At 69.4% G+C, this 16,338-nt stretch carries 15 protein-coding genes; 8 read left to right on the top strand and 7 right to left on the bottom strand.

Features of this window, described 5'->3' with window-relative positions; all coding sequences use genetic code 11:
* Window positions 1-112 precede the first annotated feature (112 nt).
* The gene (locus ACX9I7_RS06040; protein ID WP_459386706.1) at window positions 113-1,453 is read left to right on the top strand and encodes an MATE family efflux transporter; all 1,341 of its coding nucleotides are present in this window, start codon (window positions 113-115) and stop codon (window positions 1,451-1,453) included.
* Between the two features lie 174 nt (window positions 1,454-1,627).
* On the opposite strand, the gene rplI is transcribed toward ACX9I7_RS06040, so the two are convergent.
* The 4 genes from rplI to rpsF form a co-directional block, all read right to left on the bottom strand.
* Window positions 1,628-2,074: a 50S ribosomal protein L9 gene (rplI, locus tag ACX9I7_RS06035; protein ID WP_126915059.1), complete on the bottom strand. Its 447-nt coding sequence runs from the start codon at window positions 2,072-2,074 to the stop codon at window positions 1,628-1,630.
* Between the two features lie 18 nt (window positions 2,075-2,092).
* On the bottom strand, window positions 2,093-2,329 hold the full coding sequence (gene rpsR, locus ACX9I7_RS06030) for a 30S ribosomal protein S18 (RefSeq protein WP_004950692.1): 237 nt from the start codon (window positions 2,327-2,329) through the stop codon (window positions 2,093-2,095).
* Window positions 2,330-2,404: 75 nt separating this feature from the next.
* Window positions 2,405-2,992 (bottom strand): single-stranded DNA-binding protein, encoded by a 588-nt coding sequence (locus ACX9I7_RS06025; protein WP_189455499.1) that lies wholly within the window; start codon window positions 2,990-2,992, stop codon window positions 2,405-2,407.
* A gap of 80 nt (window positions 2,993-3,072) precedes the next feature.
* Window positions 3,073-3,363 (bottom strand): 30S ribosomal protein S6, encoded by a 291-nt coding sequence (rpsF, locus tag ACX9I7_RS06020; RefSeq protein ID WP_049719052.1) that lies wholly within the window; start codon window positions 3,361-3,363, stop codon window positions 3,073-3,075.
* 276 nt (window positions 3,364-3,639) lie between these two features.
* On the opposite strand from rpsF, the gene ACX9I7_RS06015 reads away from it, so the two are divergent.
* The 3 genes from ACX9I7_RS06015 (at window position 3,640) to ACX9I7_RS06005 (ending at window position 6,266) form a co-directional block, all read left to right on the top strand.
* Window positions 3,640-3,969, top strand: coding sequence for a hypothetical protein (locus tag ACX9I7_RS06015; RefSeq protein WP_387577276.1), 330 nt, complete (start codon window positions 3,640-3,642; stop codon window positions 3,967-3,969).
* A 101-nt stretch (window positions 3,970-4,070) separates the two neighbouring features.
* Window positions 4,071-5,189: a lipid II:glycine glycyltransferase FemX gene (locus ACX9I7_RS06010; RefSeq protein ID WP_229349279.1), complete on the top strand. Its 1,119-nt coding sequence runs from the start codon at window positions 4,071-4,073 to the stop codon at window positions 5,187-5,189.
* 45 nt (window positions 5,190-5,234) lie between these two features.
* A complete protein-coding gene (locus ACX9I7_RS06005) occupies window positions 5,235-6,266 on the top strand; it encodes an alanine racemase (protein ID WP_126915054.1) in 1,032 nt (343 codons plus the stop codon).
* Between the two features lie 35 nt (window positions 6,267-6,301).
* Here ACX9I7_RS06005 and ACX9I7_RS06000 read toward each other — a convergent pair whose 3' ends face one another.
* Entirely contained in the window at window positions 6,302-7,795 is a 1,494-nt protein-coding gene (locus ACX9I7_RS06000; protein ID WP_459386705.1) for a glycosyltransferase family 87 protein, read from the bottom strand.
* A 130-nt stretch (window positions 7,796-7,925) separates the two neighbouring features.
* Window positions 7,926-10,583 (bottom strand): transglycosylase domain-containing protein, encoded by a 2,658-nt coding sequence (locus ACX9I7_RS05995; RefSeq protein ID WP_387577280.1) that lies wholly within the window; start codon window positions 10,581-10,583, stop codon window positions 7,926-7,928.
* Between the two features lie 394 nt (window positions 10,584-10,977).
* On the opposite strand from ACX9I7_RS05995, the gene ACX9I7_RS05990 reads away from it, so the two are divergent.
* From ACX9I7_RS05990 to ACX9I7_RS05975, 4 genes are all read left to right on the top strand, one after another.
* Window positions 10,978-11,565, top strand: a complete 588-nt coding sequence (locus tag ACX9I7_RS05990; protein WP_126915051.1) for a PadR family transcriptional regulator — start codon at window positions 10,978-10,980, stop codon at window positions 11,563-11,565.
* Window positions 11,566-11,613: 48 nt separating this feature from the next.
* Window positions 11,614-12,696, top strand: a complete 1,083-nt coding sequence (locus ACX9I7_RS05985; protein WP_387577283.1) for an inositol-3-phosphate synthase — start codon at window positions 11,614-11,616, stop codon at window positions 12,694-12,696.
* A gap of 98 nt (window positions 12,697-12,794) precedes the next feature.
* Window positions 12,795-14,063 (top strand): MFS transporter, encoded by a 1,269-nt coding sequence (locus ACX9I7_RS05980; protein ID WP_459386704.1) that lies wholly within the window; start codon window positions 12,795-12,797, stop codon window positions 14,061-14,063.
* Window positions 14,064-14,174: 111 nt separating this feature from the next.
* Window positions 14,175-14,696: an LppU/SCO3897 family protein gene (locus tag ACX9I7_RS05975; protein ID WP_459386703.1), complete on the top strand. Its 522-nt coding sequence runs from the start codon at window positions 14,175-14,177 to the stop codon at window positions 14,694-14,696.
* 118 nt (window positions 14,697-14,814) lie between these two features.
* On the opposite strand, the gene ACX9I7_RS05970 is transcribed toward ACX9I7_RS05975, so the two are convergent.
* The gene (locus tag ACX9I7_RS05970) at window positions 14,815-16,293 is read right to left on the bottom strand and encodes a CCA tRNA nucleotidyltransferase (protein ID WP_387577289.1); all 1,479 of its coding nucleotides are present in this window, start codon (window positions 16,291-16,293) and stop codon (window positions 14,815-14,817) included.
* Between the last annotated feature and the right edge of the window lie 45 nt (window positions 16,294-16,338).

The following is a 16,338-nucleotide window of genomic DNA, read 5'->3' as shown; positions in this document are numbered from 1 at the left end:
CCCGTTGGCCCGAGATCACGACAAACGGCGCAGAGAAGATCGCGCGCCACCCGCCGCAGTAAGGGTCCTAAGCTAGGTGCACTGATTACCTGTGGAAGATGGGAGGGACTCCGTGCCCCAGGCCCCCGCGCCCGTCCGGCCAGACGTCCGCCGGCACGACCGTGAGATCGTCGCCTTGTCCGTCCCGGCCTTCGGCGCCCTCGTCGCGGAGCCCCTCTTCGTGATGGCCGACAGCGCCATCGTGGGACACCTCGGCACCTCCCAGCTCGCGGGCCTCGGCATCGCCGCCGCGCTGCTCACCACGGCCGTCAGCGTCTTCGTCTTCCTCGCCTACGCCACCACCGCCGCCGTGGCCCGCCGGGTCGGCGCCGGTGACCTCCCGGCCGCTATCCGGCAGGGCATGGACGGCATATGGCTGGCGCTGATACTCGGGGCGGTGGTCACCGCCGCCGTGCTGGCCACCGCCCCGCTCCTCGCCCGCGCCTTCGGCGCCTCCGCCACCGCCGCCCCGTACGCCATCACCTATCTGCGGATCAGCGCGCTGGGCATCCCCGCGATGCTCGTCGTCCTCGCCGCCACGGGCGTGCTGCGCGGCCTCCAGAACACCAGGACGCCGCTGTACGTCGCCGTCGGCGGGTTCGTCGCCAACGCCGCGCTCAACGTCGCGCTCGTCTACGGCGCGGGCCTGGGGATCGCCGGTTCCGCCTGGGGGACGGTCCTCGCCCAGTGCGCCATGGCCGCCGTCTACCTCATCGTCGTCGTCCGGGGAGCCCGGCGGCACGACGTTCCGCTCCGGCCCGACGCCGCGGGGATACGGGCCTGTGCCCGGGCCGGCGCGCCCCTGCTGGTGCGCACCCTCTCGCTGCGCGCCATCCTCATGATCGCCACGGCGGTGGCGGCACGGCTCGGCGACACCGCCATCGCCGCGCACCAGGTCGTGCTCTCCCTGTGGAACCTCCTGGCCTTCGCGCTGGACGCCATCGCCATCGCCGGGCAGGCGATCATCGGCCGCTACCTGGGCGCCGGGGACACCGCCGGGGCACGGGCCGTCTGCCGCCGCATGGTGCGGTGGGGCATCGCCTCGGGTGTGGTGCTGGGGGCCCTGGTGGTGGCGGGCCGGCACGCGTTCGTCCCGCTGTTCACCTCGGACCCGGCCGTACGGGACGCCCTGCTGCCCGCCCTGCTCGTGGTCGCCGTGGGGCAGCCGGTCGCCGGAGTGGTCTTCGTCCTGGACGGAGTGCTGATGGGCGCCGGGGACGGGCCCTATCTGGCCCGGGCGATGCTCGTGGTCCTCGCCGTCTTCACCCCGGCCGCCCTGCTGGTACCCGGCCTCGGGGGCGGCCTGACGGCGCTGTGGTGGGCCATGACGCTGATGCTGACGGCCCGGCTGGTGACCCTGTGGCTCCGGGCGCGCTCGGGCCGCTGGATCGTCACCGGGGCCGTACGGGGCTGAGGGCGCCGACACCCCGCGCGGAGCGGGCCTGTGTGCCGGCCACCGCCGACGCATTCGTCGGCCCGCTCGGGCGAACTTTCGGCCGGCCCGCTCGGGCGAAACGGTTCCGTGGAACGGCGGAAGGGCCGCACCCCTCGCGGGATGCGGCCCTTCGACAGCTGCCTGATGCGAACGTCAGGCGGCGACGACCTCGATGCCGAGCTTGGCAACGACGTCGGCGTGCAGACGCACGGACACCTGGTGGGCGCCCAGGGTCTTGATGGGCGAGCCCAGCTCGACGCGGCGCTTGTCGACCTGCGGACCACCGGAAGCCTTGATCGCCGAAGCGACGTCGGCCTGGGTCACGGAGCCGAACAGGCGGCCGGCCTCGCCGGCGCGGACGGCAAGGCGAACCTTGGCGCCCTCGAGCTGGCCCTTGATCTCGTTGGCCTGCTCGATCGTGGCGATCTCGCGGATCTTGCGAGCGCGACGGATCTGCTCGACGTCCTTCTCGCCACCCTTGGTCCAGCGGATCGCGAAACCACGCGGGACCAGGTAGTTACGGGCGTAGCCGTCCTTGACGTCGACGACGTCACCGGCGATGCCGAGGCCGGAGACCTCGTGGGTGAGGATGATCTTCATTAGTTGGTCACCCTTCCCTTATCGCGCGGACGACGTGTAGGGCAGCAGCGCCATCTCACGGCTGTTCTTCACGGCCGTGGCGACGTCACGCTGGTGCTGAGTGCAGTTGCCGGTCACGCGACGGGCACGGATCTTGCCGCGGTCGGAAATGAACTTCCGCAGCATGTTCGTGTCCTTGTAGTCCACGTAAGCGGTCTTGTCCTTGCAGAACGCGCAGACCTTCTTCTTGGGCTTGCGCGGGGGCGGCTTCGCCATTGTCTCTCTCCTGTGAATCAAGAAGTTTTGTGCTGTCGCCCTCGGGCCCCTTGGGACCCGGGTCCCCGGGGGGACCTAGAAGGGCGGCTCGTCGGAGTAGCCACCGCCGGAGTTGCCGGAGCCGCCGCCCCAGCCACCTCCGCCGCCGCCCTGCTGGCCGCCGGACGGAGCGCTGGACGCCCAGGGGTCGTCGGCGGGAGCCCCGCCGCCCTGCTGGCCGCCGGGACCGGAGCCCCAGCCGCCACCACCCTGCTGGCCGCCACCGCCGCCACCGCCGAAGCCACCCTGGCCACCGCGACCCGTGGTCTTGGTGACCTTCGCCGTGGCGTTCTTCAGGCTGGGGCCGACCTCTTCGACGTCGAGCTCGAAGACCGTGCGCTTGACGCCCTCGCGGTCCTCGTAGGACCGCTGCTTCAGACGGCCCTGCACGATGACGCGCATGCCTCGCTGAAGCGACTCGGCGACGTTCTCCGCCGCCTGCCGCCACACCGAGCACGTGAGGAAGAGGCTTTCGCCGTCCTTCCACTCGTTGGTCTGGCGGTCGAAGGTGCGGGGAGTGGACGCGACACGGAACTTCGCGACCGCCGCACCGGACGGGGTGAAGCGCAGCTCGGGGTCGTCGACGAGATTGCCGACGACCGTGATGACGGTCTCGCCTGCCATGGATGAACCTCTCGGCGGGTGTGCTGCTGGCTGCTTGCTACTCGTGGAGTTGCAGCCCGATTACCTCTGAACCTTCAGGTTCAGTGGGTCTCGGGACGGAGGACCTTGGTCCGGAGGACCGACTCGTTCAGGTTCATCTGGCGGTCGAGCTCCTTGACGACCTCAGGCGTGGCCTGCAGGTCGATGACCGAGTAGATGCCCTCGGGCTTCTTCTTGATCTCGTAAGCGAGACGACGACGGCCCCAGGTGTCGACCTTCTCAACCTTTCCGTTGCCCTCACGGACGACGGAGAGGAAGTTCTCGATCAGCGGGGAGACAGCGCGCTCCTCGAGATCGGGGTCGAGGATGACCATCACCTCGTAGTGACGCATGTGGAACCCACCTCCTTTGGACTCAGCGGCCACGGTCGATCCGTGGCAGGAGGGTCGTGATGCGTGAACAACGGTATCGGCGGACACTGACAATCAGCGGAAAGTCCCTGGGTTGCCCCTGGGACCGAAGCTGGGTCCGGGCAGACACCGGTGCAGACCGTACAGAGTACCCGCACTTCGGCGCGTGGTTGAAATCGGGCGACCCGGCCCCTCAGTCTGGACCGGACGGGTGTGACCGGCGCCATAGCGCGCCGCCTGCCTTCAGGAGGTGCCCCCATGACACAGGCAGCACGACAGCCCCGCGGGCTCCGCTCGCTGCTCAGCGGTGTGCTCAACAGCGACGGAAAGCCCCATCCCGTCGAGAACACCTTCGTCGCCGTGACGGTCGTGCTCGGTGCGCTCGCCTTCATCTCCTCGGCCTTCAGCAACCTCCACCTGGTCTCGTCCTGGAGCGGGCTCGTGGGCATCCTCACGGGGGCCTGGGGACAGTTCATCTCGGCCACCACCGGCGAGCGCTTCCTGCTGATCATCGGGCTCGGCGCCTCGGCCATCGGCTTCTTCCTGGGCATGGCGCACGGCGGACTCTTCGGGGGTGTGATCGGATAGCGGACCGTACGCCCAATCGGGGCGCTCCCCTGTCGCAGTAGGCTTCGGCGCGAGAGCCGGAGCCCCGACCATGGGGACACACCTGCCGAGGAGCGCCCCGCATGAGCCTGACCCTGAGGACAATCAGCCGAGAGCAGCATCTGGCATACATCCAGAGCCTGCCCGCGGCCAGTCACATGCAGGTGCCGGGGTGGGCCGATGTGAAGGGCGAGTGGCGCTCCGAGAACCTGGGCTGGTTCGACAAGACCGGCCAGATGGTCGGCGCCGGCCTGGTCCTCTACCGCCAGCTGCCCAAGATCAAGCGCTACCTGGCCTACCTGCCCGAGGGCCCGGTCATCAACTGGTACGCCCCGAACCTGCGCGACTGGCTGGAGCCCATGCTGGCCCACCTCAAGCAGCAGGGCGCCTTCTCCGTGAAGATGGGCCCGCCGGTGGTGATCCGCCGCTGGGACGCCGACGCGATCAAGAAGGGCATCGCCGACCCGGACGCCAAGCGCCTGCGCGACGTCGAGGCCACCTTCATCGAGCCGCGCGCCTTCGAGGTCGCCGATCAGCTGCGCCGGATGGGCTGGCAGCAGGGCGAGGAGGAGGGCGCCGGCTTCGGCGACGTCCAGCCGCGCTACGTCTTCCAGGTGCCGCTGGAGGGCCGCTCGCTGGAGGACGTCCACAAGGGCTTCAACCAGCTGTGGCGGCGCAACATCAAGAAGGCCGAGAAGGCCGGCGTCGAGGTCGTCCAGGGCGGCTACGAGGACCTGCCCACCTGGCAGCACCTCTACGAGATCACCGCCGAGCGCGACAAGTTCCGCCCGCGCCCCCTGAGCTACTTCCAGCGCATGTGGACGGCCCTCAACAGCGAGGACCCCAACCGCATGCGGCTGTACTTCGCGGTGCACGAGGGCGAGGCCGTCGCCGCCGCGACGATGCTGATCGTCGGCGGGCACGTCTGGTACTCCTACGGCGCCTCGGCCAACCACAAGCGCGAGGTCCGTCCGTCGAACGCGATGCAGTGGCGGATGCTGCGCGACGCCTACGCGCTGGGCGCCAGCGTCTACGACCTGCGGGGCATCGGTGACTCGCTGGAGGAGACCGACCACCTCTTCGGCCTGATCCAGTTCAAGGTCGGCACGGGCGGTCAGGCGGCGGAGTACCTCGGCGAGTGGGACTTCCCGCTCAACAAGCTGCTCCACAAGGCGCTCGACATGTACATGTCGCGGCGTTGATCCAGCAGCTCCAACCACACTCAGGGAAAGGTTCCGGGACCGGCCATGGCGCTCACGCTCTACGTCGACACCGCGCGCTGGCGGGCACACCAGCAGTCCGTCATCCAGCAGTTTCCGGGGATCATCCCCGTCTGCAAGGGCAACGGCTACGGCTTCAGCAATGAGCGCCTGGCCGACGAGGTCACGCGCATGGGCGCGGACACCCTCGCCGTCGGCACCACCTACGAAGCGGCCCGGATCAAGGACTACTTCAGCGGCGACCTTCTGGTCCTGACGCCCTTCCGGCTCGGCGAGGAGCCGGTGCCGCTGCCGGACCGGGCCATCCGGTCCGTCTCCTCGGTCGAGGGCGTGCGCGGGCTGGTGGGCGCCCGCGTGGTCATCGAGGTCATGAGCAGCATGAAGCGGCACGGCATCAGCGAGGAGGACCTCCCCAAGCTGCACGCCGCCATCGAGGACGTGCGCCTGGAGGGCTTCGCGATACACCTCCCGCTCGACCACACGGACGGCGGCAACGGCGTCGACGAGGTCACCGCGTGGATGGAGCGGCTGCGCAACGCCCACCTGCCGCTGCACACGATGTTCGTCAGCCACCTCAAGTCGGAGGAGCTCCGCGAGCTCCAGCAGCGGTTCCCCCAGACCCGCTTCCGGGCCCGGATCGGCACCCGGCTGTGGCTGGGCGACCACGACGCCACCCAGTACCGGGGCGCCGTCCTGGACGTCACCCCCGTCGCCAAGGGCGACCGCTTCGGCTACCGGCAGCAGAAGGCCGCCGGTGACGGCTACCTGGTCGTGGTGGCCGGCGGCACCTCGCACGGTGTCGGTCTGGAGGCGCCGAAGGCGCTCCACGGCATGATGCCGCGCGCCAAGGGCGTGGCCCGGGCGGGCCTGGCCACCATGAACCGCAATCTGTCGCCCTTCGTCTGGGCCGGCAAGCAGCGCTGGTTCGCGGAGCCCCCGCACATGCAGGTCTCCATCCTGTTCGTGCCGAACGACGCCCCCGCCCCGCAGGTCGGCGATGAGCTGGTGGCCCATCTGCGGCACACCACCACGCAGTTCGACCGCGTTGTCGACCACTGATTCCACCCCCCGTGTGATGTGGCCGGGAGCCTGACTCAGGCGTCGTGGCTCCCGGTCCCCCATGCGACGCGCGTGCCCGCGGTGGGCTCGGCGTGCCGCTCGCGGCGCGCGGAGCCGAGGACGAATGTGTCCGGCGCCCCGTCCAGGACGCCTCCGGAGGGATCGTCCGAACCGTCGCGGCGCACCACGTCCCGCTCGGGCTTGAGGATGTCCCGCACGACCAGCGCGCAGAGGTAGAGCGTGCCCAGCAGGTGAACGACGATCGCCAGTTGGTAGGCCTCCATCGGCAGCCCCTGGTGCTTGTCGCCGCTGCCGTTGTAGGCCAGGTAGAACCAGATGGCCAGGAAGTACAGGACCTCGCAGGCCTGCCAGACCAGGAAGTCGCGCCACTTGGGCCGGGCCAGCGCGGCGAGCGGCACCAGCCACAGCACGTACTGCGGCGAATAGACCTTGTTTATGAGGACGAACAGCGCCACCATCAGGAAGGCCAGCTGGGCGAAGCGTGGGCGCCTGGGGGCGCTCAGCGCGAGGGCTCCCAGACCGAGGCAGCCGAGGATCATCAGCAGTATCGCGTAGACGTTGACGTCGTTCAGCGGATCGCCGGTGCGCTCGGAGACGAAGAGCCAGAGGGAGCCGAAGTCGACCGGCCGTTCCTTGCTGAAGGTGTAGAACTTCGCCCATCCCTCGCGGATGTGGAAACCCGTGGCGTCATGGGTGAACATGAGCGGCAGATTCACCGCCAGCCAGGCGGCGACCGCGCCGCCCGCGGCGGTGAGAAAGGCCCGCAGCCGCCCAGCCCGCCAGCACAGGACCAGCAGCGGCCCCAGCAGTAGCACGGGGTAGAGCTTCGCGGCGGCCGCCAGGCCGATCAGCACGCCCGTCAGCACCGTGCGCCCACGGGACCACATCAGCATCGCGGCGGCCGTCAGAGCGACCGCGAAGAGGTCCCAGTTGATGGTGGCCGTGAGCGCGAGGGCCGGGGCGAGGGCCACCAGCAGCGCGTCCCAGGGGCGGCGGCGGTGCGTACGGGCCACGCACACCACGATGACGGCCGTGCAGGCCAGCAGCATGCCGGCGTTCACGAACCAGTACAGCTGCTCGCGGTGCTGGAGGCTTCCGCCGCTCGGCGTGAACAGCGCCGCGACCTCCATGAACAGCCCCGTCAGGACCGGGTACTCCAGATAGTCCATGCCGCCGCCGACGGACCGGGGAATCCGGTCGAGGTACGGGATGAGGCCCTGGTCGAAGCCCCGGCCGTTGTAGAGGTGCGGGATGTCGGAATAACAGGCGTGGGTGTACTGGGTGGTGGCGCCGAAGAACCAGCCGTGGTCGTAGCACGGCAGCTTCTGCACCATGCCGAGCGCGAACATCCCGATCGCCACGAGCGCGATCACCCGCACGGGCGTCCACCAGTGCGCGCCGATCAGCGCACGCCGCCCCACCGGCCCGCCGATGAGCTCACTGCCGGCCGCGGCCACCTCGTCCTCGACGGTGGGCCGTACAAGCTGATCGTCCCGCGCGCTCCTCATGCCCTCATCCTGCCGTACCCGCCGTCACCCCCGCGGAGCCTGTGGAAAACCGCGAGGGCCGCCCCGCGCGAACGCGGGACGGCCCTCGAAAAGACGTGCTCAGACAGCCCGTGACGGATTCATAGGATGATCAGCCACCTGGTCCGCCGAACAGTCCGCCGCCACCACCGCCCGGCGGGCGCCGGTTCCCGCCCGTCGACGGCGACTCGGTCGGATCCCCGGCGCCGCCGGGACCTCCGGGACCGCCCGAAGCGCCCCCGTCCTTGCCACCGTTGCCGTTGCCATTGCCGCTGGTCCCGCCGTTGCCGCCGATCCGGCACTTGAAGTCGAACGGCCCACAGGACGCGCTCGGGGACGGGGAGGCGGACGGGGACTTCGAGGGCGAGGGGGACGCCGTCGGCGGGGCCGAGGGGGGCGTGGAGGGCACGACGCTGGGGGAGGGAGCGGCCCCGTCCCCGAACACCTTCTGCCCGATCGGCTGCGGCGCGTCGAACTGGAGCACCGGCTTGCCCTTGAGCGCGTCGGTCATGTAGTCCGCCCAGATTTCCGCCGGGAACGAGGCGCCGTGGATGGTGGGCTGGCCGCCCACACCGCGCATCGACAGGAACTCCTGGTTCTTGGCGTTGGGGTCGACGCGGTACATGCCGATCGCCGTCGACAGCTGCGGGGTGTAGCCCGCGAACCAGGCGGAGCGGTTGCCGTCGGTCGTACCGGTCTTGCCCGCCACCGGCCGGTCGCCGAGCTTGGCCTTGGTGCCGGTGCCCGACTCCACGACGGTCCTGAGCACGTCGGTGACGTTGTTGGCGACGTTGGAGTCGAAGGCCTGGGCGCTCTTCTCCTCGTGCTCGTAGGCCGGCTTGCCGTCCTTCTCGACCTTCGTCACGGAGTAGGGGTCGACCTGCTTGCCACTGGCCGCGAACGTCGCGTAGGCGCCGGCCAGCCGGATGGCGCTGGGCGCCGACGTGCCCAGCGAGAAGGTCGGGGTCAGCGAGGCGAGCTGGTCCTTGTCCAGGCCGGCCTTGAGCGCGGCCTCCTGCACCAGGTCGGTGCCCACGTCCATGCCGAGCTGGATGTAGGGGGTGTTCACCGAGAACTGCATGGCCGTGCGGAGGGTGACGAGACCCTTGTCCTCGTCGCCGTCGTTCGGCTGGTGCCACTCCTTGCCGTCCTGGTCGTGCCAGACCGTGCCGTTGTAGGTCCGCAGGGTCACCTTGTTGTTGCCGTTGTAGACGCTCTCCGGCGAGACGATCGTGCGCTGGCTGTCGCTCTGCTTCGGGCCGAGCGCCGGGTTGCGCTTGCCGTGCGTCATCGCCGCGGCCAGCACGAACGGCTTGAACGTCGAGCCGACCTGGACACCGGTGTAGTCGGCGTTGTTGGTGAAGTGCTCCAGCGCGTTCTCACCGCCGTAGATGGCGACGATCTTGCCGGTCTTGGGCTCCACCGAGGCGCCGCCGAACTGGACGAACTGGTCGACGTCGCGCACCTTCGGCTTGATGTTCGCCTTGCGCACCTCCTCGACCGACTTCGACAGCGCGTCGACCTTGTCCCGGTCGAACGTCGTGTAGATCTGGTAGCCGCCCTTGTCCAGCTCCGCCTTGCTGATCTTGGAGTGGGCGACGATGTAGTTGTCGGCGAGGTCGGTGAGGTAGCCGATCTGGCCGGCGCGGTTGGTCGCGGGCTTCGGCTTCTGCACCTTGGGGAAGCCCGCCGCGACCCACTTGTCGCGGTCGGGGGCCTGCATGCGGCCGACCTGGACCTCGCGGTCGAGCGTCCACTTCCAGCGGTCGGTGGCGCGCTTGAGGTTCTTCTCCGGCGTCGCCGCCGGGCCCTGGCCTCCGTACGGGTCGTAGAGGTTCGGGCCGTTCAGCGTGGCGGAGAGGAACGCGCTCTCGCTGGGCGTCAGGTCCGCGCAGTCCTTGTCGAAGTACGCCCGCGCCGCGGCCTGGATGCCGTAGGCGCCACGCCCGTAGTAGGCCGTGTTGAGGTAGCCGGCCAGGATGTCCTTCTTGTCCTGGGTGGCTCCGACCTTGACCGAGATGAGCAGCTCGGTGATCTTGCGCTTGAGCGTCTGCTCCTGGCTCAGATAGGTGTTCTTCACGAACTGCTGCGTGATGGTCGAGCCACTCTGCGTCTCACCGCCCTGCGCCATCTTCACGACGGCTCGGGCGATACCCATGGGGTCGACGCCCATGTCCTGCTCGAAGCTGGCGTTCTCCGCGGAGATCACCGCGTTCTGCATGGCGAGGGGGATCTGGGAGATCGGCACGATCTGGCGGTTGAGACTGCCGCCGCCCGCGACGACCATCTGTTTGCCGTCGGCCCAGTAATAAACGTTCTTCTGGACCACGGCGGCCTTCTGCGCGCTCGGCACCTGCACCACCGCGAGCGCGATCCCGACGCTGCCGAGGATCAGGCCCACGAACGAGACGATCAGGCCCGCGGTGAGCTTCCAGGAAGGCAGCCAGCGCCGGAACCCGGTCTTGCCCGCACGGGGATAGTCGATGAGCCGCTTGGCGCCGGACCGGCCGCCGTCCCGGCGTCCGCGCCCCGCGGGCCCCTGCTCGGGGGAGCGTCTGCGCCCGCCCGGCCCGCCGGCGCCGCCGGGCGGGGCACCGCGACGGGCCCCCGGCCGACTGCCGTACGGAGGCTCACCGCGGCCGGAGCCGGGCGGGGCCGAGTGGGTGGATGGTGCTGCGCGACGGCCTGGCGTCGGCTGCTGGGCCGCGCGACGGGCCGCGGTTCGTCCGCCGCCCTGAGGCTGCGGCGGCTTGCGGCGGTGCTCGCTCATCGAACGAATACTCCTCGGGCAGGCGCTATCGCCTGACAGCGGCAGGGTGGCTTGCGTTCCCCCCGACGTGCGACCTCCATGCCCCCCTGACCGGTGGGCCGCACTGCGTACAGGTCCAGGACGTCTGTGGGCGTCACCCGGTTCCCTGTGGTCTGCATGGCGCACAGACTACGCACGGCCAAATCCAGCCCACTGCGGATGTTCACTCCAAATCAGGCCGCTTGTGTCCCACGAATCAGTGATGTGACCTCGTTCACCGTGCCCCCTCTTGTCGTTGGTGATCGCCCGTTCTATCGTCTGGATGTATCGAGTCGATACATCAGCTCGCCATAAGGGACCAATAAGGATTTAGGGATCACAAGGAACTAGGCTGTGGGCGACAAGGAGGCGACATATGAGCAGACGCTCCGGCATCCTCGAGTTCGCCGTCCTCGGCCTGCTCCGCGAAGCCCCGATGCACGGCTACGAGCTGCGCAAGAGGCTCAACACCTCGCTCGGGGTGTTCCGCGCGTTCAGCTACGGCTCCCTGTATCCCTGCCTGAAGTCCCTCGTGGCGAACGGCTGGCTGATCGAGGAACCCGGAAGCTCCCCGGAGGACGCCCGCGCGGCGTCACTGGCCGGACGACGGGCGAAGATCGTCTACCGCCTCACGGCGGAGGGCAAGGAGCACTTCGAGGAGCTCCTCGCCCATACCGGCCCGGACGCGTGGGAGGACGAGCACTTCGCCGCCCGCTTCGCGTTCTTCGGGCAGACCTCGCGGGATGTACGGATGCGGGTGCTGGAAGGCCGCCGCAGCCGGCTGGAGGAGCGTCTCGAGAAGATGCGCGCCTCCCTGGCCCGTACGCGGGAACGGCTGGACGACTACACCCTCGAGCTGCAGCGCCACGGCATGGAGTCCGTGGAGCGCGAGGTTCGCTGGCTGAACGAGCTGATCGAGAGCGAGCGGGCCGGGCGTGACAAACGCCCCGGCCCGGATCAGTGAGCTCTGCACCCGCAGAGCTACGTCGAGTACAAACAGGGAGCAACCGGAATGGGTTCGGTTCGCGTAGCGATCGTCGGTGTGGGCAACTGCGCCGCCTCGCTGGTGCAGGGCGTCGAGTACTACAAGGACGCCGACCCGAACGGCCGCGTGCCGGGTCTGATGCACGTGCAGTTCGGCGACTACCACGTGCGTGACGTCGAGTTCGTGGCCGCTTTCGATGTCGACGCGAAGAAGGTCGGGCTGGACCTCGCCGACGCCATCGGCGCCAGCGAGAACAACACCATCAAGATCTGCGACGTGCCGCCCACCGGCGTCACCGTCCAGCGCGGCCACACCCTCGACGGCCTGGGCAAGTACTACCGCCAGACCATCGAGGAGTCCGCCGAGGCCCCCGTCGACGTCGTCCAGGTCCTCAAGGACAAGCAGGTCGACGTCCTGGTCTGCTACCTGCCGGTCGGCTCCGAGGACGCCGCCAAGTTCTACGCCCAGTGCGCCATCGACGCCAAGGTCGGCTTCGTCAACGCCCTCCCGGTCTTCATCGCCGGCACCAAGGAGTGGGCGGACAAGTTCACCGAGGCGGGCGTCCCGATCGTCGGCGACGACATCAAGTCCCAGGTCGGCGCCACCATCACCCACCGCGTGATGGCCAAGCTGTTCGAGGACCGCGGCGTCATCCTCGACCGCACGATGCAGCTGAACGTCGGCGGCAACATGGACTTCAAGAACATGCTCGAGCGCGAGCGCCTGGAGTCCAAGAAGATCTCCAAGACGCAGGCCGTCACCTCCCAGATCCCCGACCGCGACCTGGGCGAGAAGAACGTCCACATCGGCCCCTCGGACTACGTGGCCTGGCTGGACGACCGCAAGTGGGCCTATGTGCGCCTCGAGGGCCGCGCCTTCGGTGACGTCCCGCTGAACCTGGAGTACAAGCTCGAGGTCTGGGACTCCCCGAACTCCGCCGGTGTCATCATCGACGCCCTGCGCGCCGCGAAGATCGCCATGGACCGGGGCATCGGCGGCCCGATCCTCTCCGCCTCCTCGTACTTCATGAAGTCGCCGCCGGTGCAGTACTTCGACGACGAGGCCCGCGAGAACGTCGAGAAGTTCATCAAGGGCGAGGTCGAGCGCTAAAGGCGCCGACCGGGCACCGCACACGGGCCCGCTCCGCTCGACCACAGGTCCCCGGGTAATCCGCCCGGGGACCTGTGCGTTGTGTGAGGCTGTTGACCATGCCCGTTGTGCGTGATCTTCGCGTCCTGCTCCAGTTGGGCGATTTCCGCCGGCTGTTGGCAGTACGGCTGCTCTCCCAGGCGGCCGACGGCGTCTACCAGGTCGCGCTCGCCGCGTACGTCGTCTTCTCCCCCGAGAAGCAGACCTCCCCCGCCGCCATCGCCTCGGCCATGGCCGTGCTCCTCCTGCCCTATTCGCTGCTGGGCCCCTTCGCCGGCGTCCTGCTCGACCGCTGGAGCCGCCGGCAGGTACTGCTCCACGGCAATCTCCTCCGCGCCGCGCTGGCCACGGTGACCGCCCTGCTCATCGTCGGCGGGGTGCCCGACCGGCTCTTCTACGCCTCCGCGCTCTCGGTCACCGCCGTCAACCGCTTCGTTCTCGCCGGCCTCTCGGCGTCCCTGCCACGCGTCGTCGACTCCCCCGAGCGCCTGGTGATGGCCAACGCCCTCGCCCCGACCGCCGGTACGCTCGCGGCGACCGCGGGCGGCGGCCTCGCCTTCGCCGTCCGGCTCGCCCCTCCGGAGGGCACCGCCGACGACGCGTCGGTCGTCCTCCTCGGCGCCGTTCTCTATCTCTGCGCCGCGCTCTGCTCGCTGCGCATGCCCATCGGCCTGCTGGGGCCGGACGCCTCGGCGCCCCGGGTCCGGCTGCGCACGGCACTGGCCGTCTCCGCCCGGGGCCTGGTCGACGGGCTCCGCCATCTGAACGAGCGACGCGTGGCAGCCCGGGCCCTGGCGGCGATGACGCTGCTGCGCTTCTGCTACGGCGCGCTGACGGTGATGCTGCTGATGCTCTGCCGGTACGCCTGGTCCGGGGGCGGTCCCGGCGGTCTGGTCCTGCTCGGCTACGCCGTGGTCGCCTCGGGGGCCGGCTTCTTCGCCGCGGCCGCCATCACCCCATGGGCGGTCGGCCGGGTGGGGCGGCTGGGCTGGCTGGTGAGCTGCTCCGCGGCCGCGGCGGTCCTGGAACCCGCGCTCGGCCTGCCCTTCGAGCTCGTTCCCATGCTGATCGCCGCCTTCGTCCTGGGGCTCACCACCCAGAGCGCCAAGATCGTCACGGACACGGTGGTCCAGGCGTCGGTCGACGACGCCTTCCGGGGGAGGGTCTTCTCCCTCTACGACGTCCTCTTCAACGTCGCCTTCGTGGGCGCGGCGGCGGTGGCCTCGCTGGTGCTCCCACCGGACGGGCGGTCGCCCGCACTGGTGATCGGAGTGGCCCTCATCTATGCGGCGATTGCTTCTGCTATGGCTGGATTTCGTCGCAGCTAACTATTACATCAAGGCCACAGCATGCCGCTGAACTGCGGGAATGTCATGGACACGGGATAACTTACGGGCGGCGTCCGCCGACCGAAAACCACCGTCCCCGAAGGGGTCTCCGTGACCACTCCGCCGCCCCACCAGAACCCGTACGGCCCGCAGGGCGGTGCCCCCTACGGCCAGCAGCCGCCCGCGCCCTATGGCCAGCCGGGCCCGTACGGCCAGCAGCCCGGCCAGCCGGCTCCCCCGCCGTACGGTCAGCAGCCGGGCGGCTGGGGCGGCGCGCCGACGCCTCCGCCGGCCCCCTCCACGGGCAAGAAGATCGGCAAGAAGATCGGGAGCATCGTTCTCAGCGTCCTGGTCCTCACGGGCATCTACATCGCCAAGGACATGATCACGAGCGACGACACCACCGTGCTGGAGGTCGGCGACTGCCTCCAGAACAAGGGCACGAACTCCAAGCCGGACATCAAGAAGGTCGACTGCACCGACAGCAAGGCGAGCCACAAGGTGCTCAAGAAGGTCGACGGCTCCACGCTGTACACCCTCGCCTGCAACAACGTCGAGGGCACCACGGCGGCGCTCACCTGGGAAGAGCGCGCCAACAAGTTCACGCTCTGCCTGGGCGACAACAAGAAGTAACCGGCGGCCGAACCCGGAAAGGGCCAGGGGCGGTGTTTCACGTGAAACACCGCCCCTGGCCCTCTTCACTTGTCCGTACCGCGGTGGCGTTTCACGTGAAACATCACCGCGCGCGGCATCAGCCCTGCTGCTCGGCCCACCACTCCTTGAGCGCGGCCACGGCGGCCTCCCGCTCCATGGGGCCGTGCTCCAGGCGCAGCTCCAGCAGGTGCTTGTAGGCCTGGCCGATCTGCGGGCCGGGACCGATGGACAGGATCTCCATGATCTCGTTGCCATCGAGGTCCGGCCGGATCGCGTCCAGTTCCTCCTGCTCCTGGAGCCGGGCGATGCGCTCCTCGAGCCCGTCGTAGGCGCGCGAGAGGGCGTTGGCCTTTCGCTTGTTGCGGGTGGTGCAGTCGGACCGCGTCAGCTTGTGGAGGCGGTCCAGCAGCGGCCCGGCGTCACGGACATAGCGGCGGACGGCCGAGTCGGTCCATTCCCCGGTGCCGTAGCCGTGGAAGCGCAGGTGGAGCTCGACCAGCTTCGAGACGTCCTTGACCAGGTCGTTGGAGTACTTGAGCTTGGTCATCCGGGCCTTGGTCATCTTCGCGCCCACCATCTCGTGGTGGTGGAAGGAGACCCGGCCGTCCTTCTCGAAGCGACGCGTCTTCGGCTTGCCGATGTCGTGGAGCAGCGCCGCCAGGCGCAGGACCAGGTCGGGGCCGCCCCCCGGCTGGTCACGAGGCGCCTCCAGGGCCATGGCCTGCTCCAGGACGATGAGCGTGTGCTCGTAGACGTCCTTGTGGCGGTGGTGCTCGTCGCGTTCCAGGCGCAGCGCCGGGAGCTCGGGGAGGACCAGGGCGGCGAGCCCGGTCTCCGTGAGCAGGGTGAGGCCCTTGCGGGGGTGGCTGGAAAGGATCAGCTTGTTCAGCTCGTCCCGGATCCGCTCGGCCGAGACGATCTCCAGGCGGTCCGCCATCCCGGTCATGGCTGCCACCACCTCGGGCGCGACCTCGAAGTCCAGCTGGGCGGCGAAGCGAGCGGCCCGCATCATGCGCAGCGGGTCGTCGGAGAAGGACTCCTCGGGGGTCCCGGGGGTGCGCAGAACGCGCGCGGCCAGGTCCTCCAGGCCGTTGTGCGGGTCGATGAACTCCTTCTCCGGCAGCGCCACGGCCATGGCGTTGACGGTGAAGTCGCGGCGGACCAGGTCCTCCTCGATGGAGTCGCCGTAGGAGACCTCGGGCTTCCGGGAGGTCCGGTCGTACGCTTCCGACCGGTATGTGGTGACCTCAATGTCGAAGTCCGACTTGCGGCAGCCCACGGTGCCGAAGGCGATGCCGACCTCCCAGACCGCGTCGGCCCACGGCCGGACGATCTTCAGCACGTCCTGGGGACGGGCGTCGGTGGTGAAGTCCAGGTCGTTGCCGAGACGGCCGAGCAACGCGTCCCGTACCGATCCGCCGACCAGGGCGAGCGTGAAGCCTGCCTCCTTGAAGCGGCGGGCGAGATCGTCGGCTACGGGGGAGACCCGCAGGAGCTCGCTCACGGCACGGCGCTGCGCCTGGCTGAGCTCGGTCGTCGACGGCGGGGTGTGGCTGTCATTGTTGGCGTTCGGCACAACAGAAGAGGGTACGTGTCCGGGCGCGCCGAAGCCTCCCGGTTG

This window comes from Streptomyces sp. L500, assembly GCF_054551825.1.
Note: the sequence above shows the minus strand (reverse complement) of the source record. Positions and strands in the feature narration are given on the sequence as shown.

What these genes read in the sequence shown, in the direction of transcription:
- ACX9I7_RS05995 (WP_387577280.1), bottom strand. Translation starts at nt 10,583, where the DNA reads ATGAGCGAGCACCGCCGCAAGCCGCCGCAGCCTCAGGGCGGCGGACGA.
- ACX9I7_RS05990 (WP_126915051.1), top strand. Translation starts at nt 10,978, where the DNA reads ATGAGCAGACGCTCCGGCATCCTCGAGTTCGCCGTCCTCGGCCTGCTC.
- rplI (WP_126915059.1), bottom strand. Translation starts at nt 2,074, where the DNA reads ATGAAGATCATCCTCACCCACGAGGTCTCCGGCCTCGGCATCGCCGGT.
- ACX9I7_RS05980 (WP_459386704.1), top strand. Translation starts at nt 12,795, where the DNA reads ATGCCCGTTGTGCGTGATCTTCGCGTCCTGCTCCAGTTGGGCGATTTC.
- rpsR (WP_004950692.1), bottom strand. Translation starts at nt 2,329, where the DNA reads ATGGCGAAGCCGCCCCCGCGCAAGCCCAAGAAGAAGGTCTGCGCGTTC.
- ACX9I7_RS06025 (WP_189455499.1), bottom strand. Translation starts at nt 2,992, where the DNA reads ATGGCAGGCGAGACCGTCATCACGGTCGTCGGCAATCTCGTCGACGAC.
- ACX9I7_RS06005 (WP_126915054.1), top strand. Translation starts at nt 5,235, where the DNA reads ATGGCGCTCACGCTCTACGTCGACACCGCGCGCTGGCGGGCACACCAG.
- ACX9I7_RS06010 (WP_229349279.1), top strand. Translation starts at nt 4,071, where the DNA reads ATGAGCCTGACCCTGAGGACAATCAGCCGAGAGCAGCATCTGGCATAC.
- ACX9I7_RS06015 (WP_387577276.1), top strand. Translation starts at nt 3,640, where the DNA reads ATGACACAGGCAGCACGACAGCCCCGCGGGCTCCGCTCGCTGCTCAGC.
- ACX9I7_RS05985 (WP_387577283.1), top strand. Translation starts at nt 11,614, where the DNA reads ATGGGTTCGGTTCGCGTAGCGATCGTCGGTGTGGGCAACTGCGCCGCC.
- ACX9I7_RS06000 (WP_459386705.1), bottom strand. Translation starts at nt 7,795, where the DNA reads ATGAGGAGCGCGCGGGACGATCAGCTTGTACGGCCCACCGTCGAGGAC.
- rpsF (WP_049719052.1), bottom strand. Translation starts at nt 3,363, where the DNA reads ATGCGTCACTACGAGGTGATGGTCATCCTCGACCCCGATCTCGAGGAG.